General features: G+C 59.4%; 12 protein-coding genes. 9 read left to right on the top strand and 3 right to left on the bottom strand.

Annotated features, from left to right (window positions below; all coding sequences use genetic code 11):
- Positions 1 to 35: 35 nt before the first annotated feature.
- Positions 36 to 1,646, top strand: coding sequence for a GMC family oxidoreductase (locus KIO76_RS26040; protein WP_213326478.1), 1,611 nt, complete (start codon positions 36 to 38; stop codon positions 1,644 to 1,646).
- 264 nt (positions 1,647 to 1,910) lie between these two features.
- Here KIO76_RS26040 and KIO76_RS26035 read toward each other — a convergent pair whose 3' ends face one another.
- The gene (locus KIO76_RS26035; RefSeq protein ID WP_213326477.1) at positions 1,911 to 2,795 is read right to left on the bottom strand and encodes an alpha/beta fold hydrolase; all 885 of its coding nucleotides are present in this window, start codon (positions 2,793 to 2,795) and stop codon (positions 1,911 to 1,913) included.
- A 54-nt stretch (positions 2,796 to 2,849) separates the two neighbouring features.
- Positions 2,850 to 4,331, bottom strand: coding sequence for an FAD-dependent monooxygenase (locus KIO76_RS26030; RefSeq protein WP_213326476.1), 1,482 nt, complete (start codon positions 4,329 to 4,331; stop codon positions 2,850 to 2,852).
- A gap of 256 nt (positions 4,332 to 4,587) precedes the next feature.
- Between KIO76_RS26030 and KIO76_RS26025 the strand changes: the two genes are divergently transcribed.
- From KIO76_RS26025 to KIO76_RS26010, 4 genes are all read left to right on the top strand, one after another.
- Entirely contained in the window at positions 4,588 to 5,196 is a 609-nt protein-coding gene (locus KIO76_RS26025) for a cysteine hydrolase family protein (protein ID WP_213326475.1), read from the top strand.
- Between the two features lie 94 nt (positions 5,197 to 5,290).
- Positions 5,291 to 6,148 carry an amidohydrolase family protein gene (locus KIO76_RS26020; protein WP_213326474.1) on the top strand — a complete coding sequence of 286 codons (858 nt, stop codon included), beginning with the start codon at positions 5,291 to 5,293 and terminating at the stop codon, positions 6,146 to 6,148.
- 40 nt (positions 6,149 to 6,188) lie between these two features.
- The gene (locus KIO76_RS26015; protein ID WP_213326473.1) at positions 6,189 to 7,355 is read left to right on the top strand and encodes an ABC transporter substrate-binding protein; all 1,167 of its coding nucleotides are present in this window, start codon (positions 6,189 to 6,191) and stop codon (positions 7,353 to 7,355) included.
- A gap of 423 nt (positions 7,356 to 7,778) precedes the next feature.
- Positions 7,779 to 9,110, top strand: a complete 1,332-nt coding sequence (locus tag KIO76_RS26010) for an LLM class flavin-dependent oxidoreductase (RefSeq protein WP_213326472.1) — start codon at positions 7,779 to 7,781, stop codon at positions 9,108 to 9,110.
- Positions 9,111 to 9,198: 88 nt separating this feature from the next.
- Here KIO76_RS26010 and KIO76_RS26005 read toward each other — a convergent pair whose 3' ends face one another.
- Positions 9,199 to 10,092: an isocitrate lyase/PEP mutase family protein gene (locus tag KIO76_RS26005; RefSeq protein ID WP_213326471.1), complete on the bottom strand. Its 894-nt coding sequence runs from the start codon at positions 10,090 to 10,092 to the stop codon at positions 9,199 to 9,201.
- A 547-nt stretch (positions 10,093 to 10,639) separates the two neighbouring features.
- On the opposite strand from KIO76_RS26005, the gene KIO76_RS26000 reads away from it, so the two are divergent.
- From KIO76_RS26000 to KIO76_RS25985, 4 genes are all read left to right on the top strand, one after another.
- On the top strand, positions 10,640 to 11,821 hold the full coding sequence (locus tag KIO76_RS26000; RefSeq protein ID WP_249730044.1) for an LLM class flavin-dependent oxidoreductase: 1,182 nt from the start codon (positions 10,640 to 10,642) through the stop codon (positions 11,819 to 11,821).
- A 389-nt stretch (positions 11,822 to 12,210) separates the two neighbouring features.
- Positions 12,211 to 13,374, top strand: coding sequence for an ABC transporter substrate-binding protein (locus tag KIO76_RS25995; protein WP_213326470.1), 1,164 nt, complete (start codon positions 12,211 to 12,213; stop codon positions 13,372 to 13,374).
- A gap of 33 nt (positions 13,375 to 13,407) precedes the next feature.
- Positions 13,408 to 14,280 carry a branched-chain amino acid ABC transporter permease gene (locus KIO76_RS25990; protein ID WP_213326469.1) on the top strand — a complete coding sequence of 291 codons (873 nt, stop codon included), beginning with the start codon at positions 13,408 to 13,410 and terminating at the stop codon, positions 14,278 to 14,280.
- A complete protein-coding gene (locus tag KIO76_RS25985) occupies positions 14,277 to 15,287 on the top strand; it encodes a branched-chain amino acid ABC transporter permease (protein ID WP_213326468.1) in 1,011 nt (336 codons plus the stop codon). Before KIO76_RS25990 ends, KIO76_RS25985 begins: the two co-directional genes overlap by 4 nt.
- Positions 15,288 to 15,290 lie beyond the last annotated feature (3 nt).

The following is a 15,290-nucleotide window of genomic DNA, read 5'->3' as shown; positions in this document are numbered from 1 at the left end:
TGGCATAAGGACAATGAGGTCACGGGGGGAGACTGATGATCAATGCGGGAACTTTCGACTATGTCGTTGTCGGGGCCGGTACGGCAGGATGCCTGATGGCCAACAGGTTGTCGGCTGATTCTAAGCGGAGCGTCTGCCTGCTGGAAGCAGGTGGGCGGGACAATTGGATCTGGTTTCACGTTCCAGTCGGCTATCTCTACGCCATCGGAAACCCGCGTGCCGACTGGATGTTCACGACAGAAGCCGAGATCGGGCTTAACGGCCGTGTCCTCAACTATCCCCGCGGCAAGGTGATTGGCGGCTGTTCGGCGATCAACGCCATGATCTACATGCGAGGCCAGCGGCAGGACTACGACCGGTGGCGCGACATCGGCCTCAAGGGTTGGGGCTGGGAGGATGTACGTCCTCTGTTTCGACGCCATCTCGATCACTTCCTCGGCGAGGGCGAGCATCACGGCGTGAACGGTGAGTGGCGCGTCGAGGAGCCGCGCGTCCGCTGGGATCTTCTCGACGCTTTCCTGGAGGCGGCGGTCGAGGCGGGCATTCCCCGGACCAACGACTTCAATACCGGCGGCAATGAGGGTATCGCGTATTTTCACGTCAACCAGAAACATGGCCGCCGTTGGTCGGCTGCTCGGGGGTTCCTGAAGCCGGTGTTGAAACGACCCGGGCTGAAGCTTGAGACACAGGCGCATGTCGCGCAACTTGTCGTGGAGGACGGGCGGGTCACGGGCGTCGACTTCATCCAGGGCGACGAGCGTCAGCGCGTGCACGCCCGCGCAGAAGTTATTCTATGTGCCGGGGCTGTTGGTTCACCGCAGATCTTGCAATTGTCCGGGATTGGTGAGGCCGAACGCCTGCGTGCGCTCGGAATCCGCGTGATCCACAATGCGCCGGGCGTCGGCGAGAACCTGCAAGACCATCTTCAGCTCCGGCCGATCTATCGCGTCAGAGGTATTCGCACGCTGAATGAGGACTATGGCTCCCTGCTGCGCAAAGGAGCGATGGCGCTCGAATACGCCTTGTTTCGACGCGGGGCATTGACGATGGCGCCGTCGCAGCTCGGGGCTTTCACACGATCGTCTCCCCGCTATTCGACCCCCAACATCCAGTTTCATATCCAGCCATTGTCACTCGACAAGTTCGGCGAGATGCCCCACGCATTTCCCGCGTTTACCGCGAGTGTCTGCAACTTGCGCCCAACGAGCCGTGGGAGCGTGCGCCCCACCTCCCCCGACCCCTTGGCCAAGCCTGCGATCCGCCTGAACGCCTTGACGACCCCTGAGGACGAGCGCGTCGCCATCGAGTCACTCAAAATCGTCCGCCACATCGTTTCGATGCCTGCCTTGCAGCGATACCATCCCGAGGAATATCGCCCCGGGCCAGCTGCCGTGACAGACGATGATTTACTCGAGGCTGCCCGGCAAATCGGCACCACAATTTTTCACCCGGTCGGGACAGCCAAGATGGGACCAGCTGACGATCCCATGGCGGTCTTGGACGACAGACTGCGCGTTCGCGGCCTGTCCGGCCTGCGCGTGGCGGATGCCTCGATCATGCCGTTCATCACGAGCGGCAATACCAATTCGCCGACTTTGATGATAGCGGAAAAAGCGGCCGCCATGATCCGCGAAGACAATAGATAAAAACCGCTAGCACGGAATGCGCCGCAACGAGAGGTCTTCAAATCCGCCTCTCTCGACCATGTGTTCCGGCCTGACGCAAGCCTGTCAGGCAGCCTTTAGCGAGCCTTACGCTGCCCCGGCGATTGGCAAGCGCCACAGGCGTCATTGCCGTACCGCAGCGCGGCTCGAAATCGGTGCTCTCCGACGCGTGGAGCGACGGCCCTCAGATCCTAGAGGTCTAAAATTTCAGTCGCGGATCTCGGCGCAATCGGGCCGGGGCAAAGGCTACGATGCAAGGAAGGCCAAAAGTTCGTTTAGGGTTTCCTCCGGCGCTTCCTCCTGCGGACTGTGGCCGCAATCGATCGCGCGCCCGCGGACATCGTCAGCCTTCTCGCGCCAGGTGTCCAGGACATCATAGAGACTTCCGACTATACCACGTGCACCCCAGAGCGCGAGAAGCGGCGCCCGGATCCGGCGCTCGCCGTCGGCACGATCATGATCAAGATCGATAGTAGAGGCGGCACGGTAGTCTTCGCAGATGGCATGCCGGGTCGCGGGGTTCTGGTAGCAACGCAGGTACTCGGCGAAGAGCGCCTCGCTCGTCGCGCCCTGGACCTTGATCTGCCCCTCGATGTGCCGCCGCAGGAAGAACTCGGGGTCCGCGGCGATCATGCGCTCCGGCAGCGGAGCCGGTTGGATGAGGAAGAACCACCAGAAATAGCGCGTCGCGAATTCTTGGTTCGTGCGCTCGTACATGGTCAGAGTCGGGGCTATGTCGAAGACCGCGATCCGCTGGACGGCGTCTGGATGATCGAGCGCCATTCGGTGTGCCACGCGTGCACCGCGGTCGTGGCCGACAAGGTTGAATTCCGTAAAGCCGAGAGAGCGCATGACCTCGATCTGATCCGCCGCCATCGCGCGCTTGCTGTAGTTAACATGACGCTCCCCACCCTCTGGCTTGCCGGAATCGCCGTAGCCGCGCAGATCCGGCAACACGACCGTGAATTGTTCTGCCAAGTGGGGCGCGATCTTGTGCCACGTCAGGTGCGTCTGAGGATGGCCGTGCAGCATCAGCAAGGGCCGCCCGCTCCCGCCCACCGCAAGGTGGATGCGCGCGCCTGCGGTATCGATCGCCCTGGTCTCGAAGCCCGGTAGGAATTCGCCGGTCATGGTAGCTCGTCCCTCGTTAAAGCGAGCGATAGGCTCAGCCAGAACGCTTCACATTCAGTCCGCCCCGCAAGCACCGAGCGCATCGAGATAATCAATAATGTCTTCCCAGTTACTGGAAGAGGCCGATGCAGCGACATAGCCGTCCGGTCTTACGAGTTCGATGCCATCAAGAGCTGCGGCCGGCCGGATCTGCGCCTCGACGAGGTGCGGATAGCGCCCGGCGATCTCCGTTGCCTCGCCGGTTATGGCCCGCAGGCTAAAACGGGGTCGATCACCTGAACCATAAGGCGGTTCCCCGGCGATGGGCCGAGCCCGTGCCCCGACATCGGCGCCGCCGCCCGAAGCGGGCCCATTGAGCGGACTTTGCGCATAGCCGATTGAAACCTCCGCCATGGCATCCACGATCGCTCGGCGAACTGGCGAGAGACCCATCATGGCGTGGGCAAACAGGTTCCGAAGGCTCTGAGCGGTATGGCTGTGCAGAACGGACGCCTTCGTGAGGCGTCCCGATGACTGAATCACCGAGGCCCCAACAGCTTTTCGCTCGATGCTGTAGCTATCAAGCAAAGCTGGGGCTGTCGCAAGGCCATGACAGACCAGAGCCAGTTTCCAGGCCAGATTGAATGCATCCTGCATCCCCGTGTTCATGCCCTGCCCACCGGCCGGGCTGTGAACATGAGCCGCATCGCCAGCCAGAAAGACCCGACCGGAACGATAATCCGCGACCTGCCTTTCATTGATGCGGAAGGCGGTCGTCCAGATCGTATCCGTCAGCACAAACCCACCTGGTCCTCGGCGATCGGCCACCGCCTGGAACTCTTCGCGCGTCAGCGGAACGGGGGCCTCGCTGGTCGACGGCCCCAGACTGGCGATCAGCCGGTAGCGGTTGGAGCTCATCGGCAGGAAGACGATCACGCCGTCCTCGTGCCAGCAAGTCGCGAGTTCCGACGGCGGAAAAGGCGCCTCTGACAGATGGAAATCTCCTAGCGTCCAGTCATTGGCCATTGTGTCGCCGCTGAACGTGAAGCCGAGCCGATGCCGGACCGTGCTGTGCGCGCCGTCACAAGCTATCAGCCATTGAAAGCGCTCGGTTTGCTCTTGTCCGTCAGCCGAGCGTATCACGGCGAAAACGCCGTCGGTATCCTGAGTAAAATCAAGGAGTTCGACACCGAGTTCTGACTTCGCGCCGCGCTGTTCAAGCTGACGTTCCAGAATCGCTTCCGTGTCGCACTGAGGCACCATCAATGCGAAGGGATAAGGCGACTGAACCTCCTCGAAGCCGATGCGCCCGATCGGTTCGCTGCCCGCGAGTATATTGGCGGCGGTGACCTTATTGCCGATTCGTAGCAGATCGTCCGTGGCACCTGCCCTGTCCAGGAGCTCCAGGGTTCGGCTCCAGAGCACGACCGCCCTGGACTTGTCGCTGCGAGCTGTCATTCTATCGATCAGGCGGATGGGAACATTGTACCGCGCAAGCTCGATAGCCATAGACAGGCCCACAGGGCCCGCGCCAACAACGAGAACACGGTCGGCCATTGTTCAGCCCCCTCGGGTACGGCTCAGGCCGACATTGGCCGACGGCCTGGAGAGACTGTCAATCGTGATCTGTAGGGCGTGTCACGAGAGGCCTTGAGGCGGGGCACGGCACAATAGGGCCAACTGCCGGAGGTCTTTACAGGGCCCGCCATTAATGTCCTATTCTTATAGCAAATCATTCAATCTGCGTCGGGGACCGGACGAGCACTTCTTGATCTTCGCTCACCCACAGCGGGCCTAACAGGACGAGGATTCCATGGCCGAGCACATCAACACGCTTCTGCTTCTCGTTGATCTCCAGAATGCATTCTGTGACGCTCATGGCTCCATAGCCCAGCAAGGCTGGGATATCACCACCCTGGCCGAGGCCGCACACCACTGCGATCGCCTGGCAAGCGACGCCCGCGCGCGCGGCATCCCCGTCGTGTGGACCAGGATGATGTTCCGACCGGACTATTCGGACGCCGGCATCGTCCGTCGCATGCGCCCGAACCTGTGCCGTGCAGGTGGACTGCGGGCCGGCACGGCCGATGTCGAGCTGACACCCCTCGTGAATGTCGCCGCCGATGACATTGTCATCGACAAGGCGCGACACTCATCACTCTATGGCACGCCACTCGAGGTCATTCTCCGGGCAAGGACTATCGAACGCGTCATTGTAGGTGGTGTGACGACATCCATGTGCGTCGAGACGACGGTCCGTGATCTGGCGCAACGTGATTACGAGGTTATTGTGCCACGGGAAGCATGTTCCGATTTTGATGCGGGACGGCACGATGCATCCCTGACAGTGATGGCCTTTGGCTTTGCGCGAGTCGTACCGATCGCAGAGACATTCACGACCCCGCCCCTTCCAATCGGTTGATGCGCATCATACTAGTGCGCTTGGAATTCAGGCTTGCTAAATGTTCTAAATATATACCAATATAATAAGAGAGAATGAGAAGAGGGGCGTTCCGGTGCAAGGCGTCATTGATGTCGTTGTGAACCCATTGACACCGCAGATCGTAGCGGCCCGTCCTAAATGGACCAAGACTTTCCACACGAAGAAAATCGGTCGCGCGGAAGAAGACGTTACGTCTGTCACGCATGAGGAGATGCTCGCTCAGATGGATGCCGCCGGCATCGAAAGGGCGTTCCTCATCGCCTGCAAGCTGGGCCAGGAAGGAACCCCCGGCGCCTGGCATATGCCCTATGAATGGATCGCGGAAGCCGTCGCAGCACATCCAACCCGGTTTCACGGCCTGGCGGGTGTCGATCCGACCGAAGGGATGGAAGGTCTCCGGCGCCTGGAATGGGCCGTCCGGGAACTTGGGTTTATCGGTGCGCATACCTATCCGCACTGGTTCGAGCTGGAGCCCAACCATCGCAAGTATTATCCATTTTACGCGAAATGCTGCGAACTGAACGTTCCGATCCAGATGCAGGTCGGACAATCGCTGGTTTATTACGACAAACGCCCGCTACGAAGCGTCGCGAGGCCCATTCTCCTCGACGATATCGCCTGCGACTTTCCCGAGCTGAAGCTCATCGGAATTCACATCGGAATTCCATGGACCGATGAAATGATCGCGATGGCGTGGAAACATCCTAACGTCTACATCGCTTCCGATGCGCATAGTCCGAAATACTGGCCAGCCAGCTTCATTCATTACATCAACACCTATGGCCGGCATAAGGTGATGTTTGGAACAGACTTTCCAGTTCTCGCTTTCAAGCGCACCCTCGAAGAAATTGAGGCGCTTGGCCTTCGGCCCGACGCGCAGAAGCTGTTTTTGCGCGATAATGCGTTGCGAGTCTATGGTCTCACTCCTTAAACCGCAAAAACGTGCCAGCCAAGAAACCAGAGGTGTCCCAATGAAAAGCACTACGAAAGCTCTGCTGGCTTCCGTCGCGATCACGGCAATGCTCGGTACCGCGAGCTTCGCCGCCGACGGCACGGTGACGCTCGGCGTCGTCACAGCGCAGACAGGTCCTCTCGCTCCCGCCGGAAAGTTTCAGCAGAATGGCTTTACTCTCGCCGTCGAGCAGATCAACAAGGCGGGCGGTTTCACCGTTGGCGGCAAGACCTATGAACTCGCTCTGAAAACCTACGACACACGCTGCAATGTCGCCGAAGGGGCCTCCGCCATGGAGCGCCTGGCGACCGTCGACAAGGTGCCCGTCGTTCTTGGCGAGCTCTGCAGCCCTGTCGCCGCCGCTGAGGCGCCCGTCGCCGAGGACTTCAAGGTGCCCCTGATCATCACGGTCCCCACCGCCGGCAACCTCACGGAGCAGGGAAATCCTTACTTCTTCAGGATCAATGCCCGCGATACCCAGCTTAACCAGGGATTGGCCAAATATATCACAGATGCCAAACTGACGCCGCTCGCCTTTCTCGCCTGGAACAACGACACAGGTCGTGGCGGTATCGAGGCGATGAAGAGCCTGCTCCCTGATAGTACGAAGATCGGCTATGTCGGCTATTTCAATGTCGGAGAGGTCGATTTCTCCAGCCATGTGACGAATATCCGCAATTCAGGCGCGAAGGCCGTCGTGCTTTTGATGGATGAGGAGCCGGGCTCCCTCGCAATCCGCCAGATTCGCGATGCTGGCGTTGATGTGCAGCTGATCGGAACCTTGGCCATGGGCTCCGACCGCTTTCTGCAGCGGCTGAATGCCAAATATCTTGATGGGATGGCACAGTACAACTCCTTCCCTCCAAACAGCCCGGTTGACCGCATCAAGACGTTCAGCACAGCCTACAAAGCCAAGTTTGGTGAGGAGACCCATGGGTTTGCCGCGCAATCCTATGACGCGGTCTTCCTCGCGGTCGAAGCCATGAAAGCCGCCGGAACTACAACGGATGGCGCGAAGATTCGCGATGCGCTTGCTGCGCTCACCTTCAACGGTGTCATCGGTGAAGTGAAATTTGATGCCAAAGGACAAGCGAACCCACCGGTCTATGTCACGCAATGGTGCGCGGATGGCACCAGAAAGATTGTACTCCCCGCCGCTCTCGCCGCCGACTGCGGGAGCGGCTGATTGATCGGCGAAGCGCGGGTCGTGTCCATGTCGCATCGCTGATTGCGGCGGGCCCCGGTGCCCGGAGTGGCCGGTTGCCTGCCACGACAGAAGCCGGCCCCTGCTGGCAGCGCGCGGAAGGGTCATAAACCGCCTTTCTCGCCACAGTGGATATCACAGCGAATATCCGGCTTCGACAACCCGGCGATCTCTCATGCCCATGCGGGTAACATCCAGTGTTATCGCGCTTTTTGCGGTGTGGTCGCCGTGATCAACCTCTCGACACGATGTATACGCTAAGCCGGAGTGCCTGATTTTTCTGTGGCAGTATCTGCTTGGTGGCTGCGAACGACGACGCTTTTTCTCTCTCAGGCACTGGCATGATCGTACCGATGCAATAGTCGAGGGCCGCCTTGCCCTCGCCGACGATGACTAGAGAACTGAATGATGCCGCGTAATCGACACATGAATTTCGGCTGCATCCTCGAGAACTATGGCAGCCACCCTGCGGCTTGGCTGGTGTCGGAATCGCCGGTGGACAGCGCCACGGACGCAAACCATTATATCAGCCTGGCAAAGCTCGCCGAGCGGGCAAAGCTCGATTTCGTGTTCGTCGCCGACACACCATGCCTTCCGGAGGGTGACATCGAAGCGCTCAGCCGATCACCCCGTTATATCAATGGCTTGGAGCCGCTGACCCTTCTCTCCGTACTCTCCGCTCACACCAGCCATATTGGCCTTGTCGGCACCCTTTCTTCCTCCTACAACGAGCCCTACAATGTCGCGCGCGCCGTCGCCTCGCTGGACCATCTCAGTGGCGGGCGGGCGGCATGGAACGTTGTCACGACCGGTAGCTTGAACGCGCCCGCCAATTTCGGCCGCGATGCGAATCTCGATCACGCGATCCGCTACGAACGCGCGCGAGAGTTTGTCCAGGTGGTGCGCGGTCTTTGGGATACATGGAGCGACGGCGCCATTATTCGCAACGTCAAAGAAAGCCGATACTTTGATCCCCAGAAGTTGCGGCCCCTCAATCATCAGGGAAAACACTTCTCTGTCGCGGGGCCCCTCAATATCGCGCGCCCGCCGCAGGGGCACCCGGTGGTGGTTCAAGCGGGGGGCTCAGATCCTGGCAAGGAGCTTGCTGCGGAAACCGCAGACATGGTCTTCATGGTCGAGAGTTCCCTCGACGGCGCGCGACAATACTACAGTGACCTGAAAGGACGGATGAGCAAATTCGGTCGACGGCCCGATGAACTCAGATTGATGCAGGGCATTACGATCGTCGTCGGAAATACTCTAGCTGAAGCCGATGCCAAAACGGCGGCTTTATCGTCCCGCATTCACGAAGATGTCGGCAAGACCGTGATCGGCACCGCGATCGGCGTGGACCTCAGTGGCATGGACTTCGATGCGACTATCCCGGCGGATCTTATTCCCGTCGAATCCAATCGCGGCCAAACCTATCATCGCGTAATTTCACGTATGGCGATCGAGGAGAAGCTCACCATCCGGCAGATGAGCGCGCGCTTCGCCGAATCCCGCATAGGTAATACGCTCAAGGGAACACCCGAGACCATCGTCGATACGCTAGAAGCGTGGCATCTTGCAGAGGCTGTCGATGGCTTCATGCTACGCGCCATGGCTTTTCCTGACAGCTTACGCGATTTCTGCGAACTTGTTGTACCTGAACTTCAGCGGCGTGGGTTGATGCGCCAGGACTATGCAGGAAAGACCCTACGCAATCATCTCGGTCTTGCGCGACCGGATAACTGACGTGGCAAGTTGCTGATCTTATGGAAGGCCGAACCCTCCCAGTGATGGGGTGGGAGGAATGCCTTACCCTCATGGATGATTATTGAATTCAGGCGGTGCTTTTCTCGACCAAACGCGTTGTCTGAACAGAATCGTAGCTCTTGCCAAGCGCAAGCAGTTCAGGGGTGCCGATAAGGCTGTTCAACTCCGCGAAATCAAACATCCGCTCACTGAACGGCGCATTCGTGCCATGCTTGGCTAGAGACTGATAATATTCCTGCGCCGTGCGCGCCAGCGCTCTCACGATCCCGCCCCCAAAGATGACGACCTTGAAGCCAACCTCGCCGAGTTCAGCAGCTGAGCTAAGCGGTGTGTCGCCACCTTCGACCATATTGGCAATGAGCGGGCGCAGGCCTCCAAACTGGCGCCCGATCGTCGCCATCTGCTCACGGGAGCGCGGCGCCTCGACGAAGAGAATATCCGCACCCATTTCGACATAGAGATGGGCGCGATCCAAAGCAGCATCGAAGCCTTCGACCGCAATCGCGTCCGTGCGCGCGATAATCAAAGTCTCCTCGCTGGCGCGCGCGTCCACCGCCGCCTTTACCTTTCCCGCCATTTCGCCGGCCGAGATCAGAGACTTGTCACGCAAATGGCCGCAACGTTTTGGAAAGGTCTGGTCCTCGATCTGGATCGCAGTCGCGCCCGCTCGCTCGAACAACCGCACAGTGCGCCGGACATTGAGCGCATTTCCATACCCCGTGTCGGCATCAACAATGAGTGGAACTTCAACGCGGTCCCGTATCTGCGTAACAACGTCAGCGACTTCGGACATCGATACAAGGCCAATATCAGAGCTGCCGAGGCGCGTATAAGCGATCGCCGCCCCGGAGACGTAAAGAGCCTCGAACCCGGCCGCCGCCGCGAGCGAAGCTGTCAAAGCGTCGAAAATTCCGGGCGCAACCAGGGGCGCGTCTGCCGAGAGGCGGTTTCGCAAGTTCATAATTCTTCGATTCTCCAACCTAATACTCGGAAACGCCCACATGATTTATTCGCGTCGTCGAGGCCAGGCGCCCCGCGCCGAGAGACTTCCCCTTTGCCGGAATGGCAGCCCAACCCATATCAATCAGCCGACGCCGCCGCAAAAAGATCGGCACCACTGCACCAATCAAGAGCGGGAGCCATATGACAAGGGCTATACGCTACTTGTCATATCATTAATACATATCACGAGTCTGTCAAGCGAACGAGGTGGGAACGTTGTGCATTGATAACGGCCCGCGCGTATCAGGGCGCCCCGGCGAACAGCGTTGGATCCGTGGACCCATTTCCCAAACGTGCAGTCAGAGCCAAATTGCGCGGCAGCTATTGCTGCGGCTATAATTCACTTCCCGTCACTCTAATCGCCTTGCCACCCCCAAAGCGTATTGTTATACATTTATAATTATAAGAAAGGTGACTGCACTTCGCAGTTGACGAGAATTGCCGGCTTGCGTTCCAGACGTTGACGCCAGAGCAACAACGACAGCTTCTAGAGTGGGTGGACTTCAATGGCTTCTATTCCGCTTCGGCATGGCATGTTTCTCCCACCGATTCACCCAAACAAGGAGAATCCAACTCTTGCCATCCAGCGGGACATGGAGCTTGTAGAACATCTCGATCGACTTGGTTACGAAGAGGCTTGGATCGGTGAACACCACTCATCCGGTGCGGAGATCATCGCGAGTCCCGAACTCTTCATCGCGGCGGTCGCGGAACGTACCAGGCGTATTCGGCTCGGTACAGGTGTCATATCCCTCCCCTATCATTCGCCGTTGAACGTGGCCAATCGCATCACGCAGCTCGATCATCAGACCCGCGGCCGTATCATGGTGGGTGTTGGACCGGGGCTCCTCACCGCGGATGCCATAATGATGGGCATCGAGCCCGAGAAATTGCGGGATCGCATGTCCGAGGCGCTCGACGTGATCCTGCGTCTGCTCGATGGACAGACGGTGACCGAGAAGACCGAGTGGTACAATCTGGTCGACGCACGTGTCCATTTGCTGCCCTATACCAAGCCACATCTGGAAGTCTGTGTTGCCAGCACGCTTACACCTTCCGGTGGCCGCAACGCGGGCAAGTATGGACTCGGAATGTTGTGCGTTGCAGCGACCAGCCCAACGGGCTTCGATGTGCTCGGCACCAATTGGCGCATCGCGAATGAAGTTGCCGCCGAGCATGGACGCGTCATGGACCGGTCGCGCTTACGCCTCGCCGGGCTCACCCACATCGCGGAGACGCGCGAACAGGCAATTGAGAACGTCAAGTTCGGCCTGCGCCACTGGCTCGATTACCGGGAGGCCGTCAATCCGACGATCAAACGTAAGACACGCGGTGAGACTTTCGAGGGGCTGGTCGAGGCAGTCGTCAAGGACCACGGCGGCGTCATCGGCACGCCGGACGATCTGATCGCGAAGATTGAGCAGCTCTACGAAAAACAGGGCGACTTCGGTGCTTTCTTGCAAGTCGCGCATAATTGGGCAGATTTCGAGGCCACCAAGAAGTCATGGGAGCTGGTCGCGCGGTATGTCATTCCGCATTTCAGCGGCGCAAACCGGAATCGCGACGAGTCGCTGAAGTGGTCAACCGAGCACGGGATGGAGTATGGCTCGCGCTCGGCCGTCGCCCAGCGCAAGATGTTCGAGAAGCACGAGGCCGAACAGCAAGCTAAGCAATCCCTCAAGAACTGAGCGGACACTTCTCCCGCGTCGAACTGAGGGCACCCAATGCGCGACTTAGTGGGAGCCGTTACGGTCGGGGGGAGGGGCGAAATTGGTTTTGGGGCACGGGTCTGTGTTGTCACGAGCGTTCAGGCCGCAAGACGCTACATCCCTTGTGTCTCCACCCATCAAGACGGCAGCGGACCGGACAGCAGCGCGCGACCGGCAGCTGCCGGCGTCAAGCATGTCGGCTCGTCACTGCGCAGGTCGAGAAGCAGCCGATCTGTCTGACACGATCATTGATGTATTTGGCACCGTTCACCGGTATTGCCAGTAACGGCGGCGTCACAACAGAAGCGTGATGTGATATGTAGAGGGGATTCCGTGACACCCAAAAAATATAACTGAGGGGACGTAAGATGACGAGGTATAGATCAACGCTCGCCGCCGCGTTCTCGATGGCGGCCTGTTTCGGTGGAGTATCCGCCTATGCCGACGACGTGGTGACGATCGGAATCATCAGCGCGACGACTGGACCTATGGCAGCGCCGGGATCTTACCAGATCAACGGCTTCAAGCTCGCCGAAGAAGACATCAATAAGTCAGGCGGCGTGAAGATCGGGGACAAGACCTACAGGGTCGCCCTCAAGATCTATGACTCCCGCTGCAATGTCGCCGAGGGTGCCGCGATCATGGAGCGCCTCGCCAGCGTCGACAAAGTGCCTATCACTCTCGGCGAGCTGTGCACGCCCGTGGCCGCGGCGGAGGCCCCTATCGCTCAAGAATATAAGGTTCCCCTCATCCTCACGGTGCCGACCGCCGATAATCTGACGACCCAGGGCAATTCCTATCTGTTCCGAGTCAATGCTCCCAACGCTGCGCAGAACCGCATGCTGGTTGACTTCATCGTCGCGAGGAACTTGAGCCCAGTTGCGGAGCTCACGTTCAATAATGACACGGGACGAGGCGCTGTTGCCGGACGGCGCGCGATCCTGCCGGAGACAATCAAGTCCGGCTACATCGGCTTCTACAATGTCGGCGAAGTCGACTTCTCAAGTCACATCACGAACATTCGCAACTCTGGCGCCAAGGCGGTCGTGTTGGGCATGGATGAGGAAGCAGGCGCGCTCGCTATCAAGCAGATCCGCGATGCGGGCCTTGATGTGCAAATCATCGGGACGCTCGCGATGGACTCGGACCGCTTCCTGCACCGCTTGAACGCAAATTATGTCGCTGGAATGGTCCAGGGCTCCGCCTTTGCGCTAACCGCTCCCGGCGAGAAGGCCAAGACCTTCACGGAGGCCTATAAGGCTCGCTTCGGCGCTGAGACCCATGCCTTCGCCGCTCAATCCTATGACGGGCTGATGATTGCGGTGGAGGCGATGAGGAAGGCTGCGAGCGTTAGCGACGGCGAAGCGATCCGCAATGCACTTGCCACGATCGCCCACCACGGCGTAACCGGGGAGTTGAAGTTCGACAAGAACAACCAGGCTACTCCACTCTTCTATGTCACCCAGTGGTGTAAAGACGGCACACGCCAAATCGCCATGCCGCATGCTCTCGCTGCGGCTTGCAGCAGCTGACCGCATAACATTTCCCGGATTGGAGTGAAAGGCATGTTAGCCTTTGCCGAACAGGGCATGAACGGACTGATGATGGGGGCCATTTATGCCCTGTTCGCGCTTGGAATGGTGCTGATCTACGGCGTCATGCACGTTCTCAATTTTTCCCATGGCGTTCTCTTCATGGCAGGCGCTTATGCCTGCCAAGTTATATTTGTGCAATTGACCGGGAATTACTTCCTCGCGATACTTGGGTCCATGCTTGTACTGGCTCTGGTCGGCTGCCTGCTCGAGAAAGGCATTTTCCGGCATCTGCGCGGCAGTCTCAGCATGCAGATCGTGGCCTCCATGGGGCTGATCATGATCGTGCAGAACAGCATCATCTACTTCTTCGGGCCGCTCGCGCTACACATGCGCGTTGAAACCGTCGAAAGTAAGATAAGGCTGGGACCCTTGAGCTTCACCGCCCAGCATTTCGTAATCATCGGCGTGGCACTGATCGCTGTCATCGGCCTTGATCTTTTCCTGCGCCACACGCGGCTTGGCACTGCCCTTCGTGCGACCAGCCAGAACCTGGAGGCGGCGCGGGTCGTCGGTGTAAACCCTGATAGCATCTTTCTAATGACTTTCGCACTGGCGACCGCACTCGCAGCGTTGGCTGGGGCGCTCCTTGGCCCACTCTTCCTCATCTCGCCGGCGATGGGCGACCTACCGCTGTTAAAGGGCCTCACTGCCATTGTGCTTGGCGGGATGGGTAGCGTTCCGGGCGCGATCGTTGGTGGATTTCTGATCGGGGTCTTGGAGGCGCAGGCCACGCTTGTGCTGCCGACGGACTACCGCGATGCGGTGGTCTTTGCGGCCCTTATCGGCATTCTCCTCTTCCGCCCCTATGGTCTGTTCGGCAAGCGGGAGCGTGGTGAGCCATGAGGTCTTTGAAGCTTCTCGCGCTGGTTGCCACGATCATCGTTGCGGCCCTCATTCCAGTTCTACTGCCTGACCAGCCCTATATTGTGAACACGCTCACGTTGACGCTGTGCGCGATCATCCCGGCTATCGGCCTTAACCTGCTCTATGGTCAGGCAGGCCTATTGTCACTGGGGCACATGGCCTTCACCGGCGTCGGTGGCTACACGGCTGCGCTTCTCATGAAGAATGCCGGGTGGGCGCTGCCGGAAGCGATGCTCGCGGCCGCAATAGTCGCCGGCTTTGTAGGCTTGCTCGTCGGCATCCCCTGCCTCAGGCTGCGGAGTCACTTCTTCGTCATCGTGACGCTGGGCGTCGGGATGATCCTCTACACGTTCTTCAATAACCTCGATGGCATTACCGGTGGCGCGCAGGGTCTACCGGGTGTTCCGCGACCGCGGCCACTCTCGATAGGCGATTTGACCATCGAGTTCAGGACACCCCGGGGATTCTACTGGCTCGCGCTGCTCACCATGCTGGGAACCTTGTTCGTGCAATGGCTCATCGCGCGATCACCCTTCGGATTCTCGCTCGCTGCCATCCGCCAGGACGAGACCATGGCCGCCTCGCGGGGCGTCGACGTCTTTGCGCACAAACTTGCGGTGTTTGTCATCTCATCGGCGATCGCAGGCGTAGGTGGCGCCTTGAGTGTCACCTTCCTGCGCGTCGCGGCGCCGACGATGTTTGATCTGCACGCCAGCATGAATGTCGTCGCCATCGTCCTGGTCGGCGGCCCCGGCTATCTCGCCGGTCCCATTCTCGGTGCGTTCATCTTCATTGCCTTGCCTGAGTTCTTGCGCGTTGCTGCGGAATTCCGTCTGATCGTCTTCGGCTTCGTTCTGGTCTTCATCGCGCTCTTTGCCAATCGCGGTCTGCTCGGCCTAGCCGATAGCTTCTGGTCACGAATGAAGCGCGATCGCATGGCGGACGAGGTGCCGGGCGCGACCCGAACCGTGAAGAGCGAGGGATAGACC

The sequence above is a fragment of the Chelatococcus sp. YT9 genome (assembly GCF_018398315.1).
Lineage (GTDB): Bacteria > Pseudomonadota > Alphaproteobacteria > Rhizobiales > Beijerinckiaceae > Chelatococcus.
The sequence above is the reverse complement of the archived record's forward strand: the minus strand, read 5'-3'. Positions and strand labels throughout refer to the sequence as shown.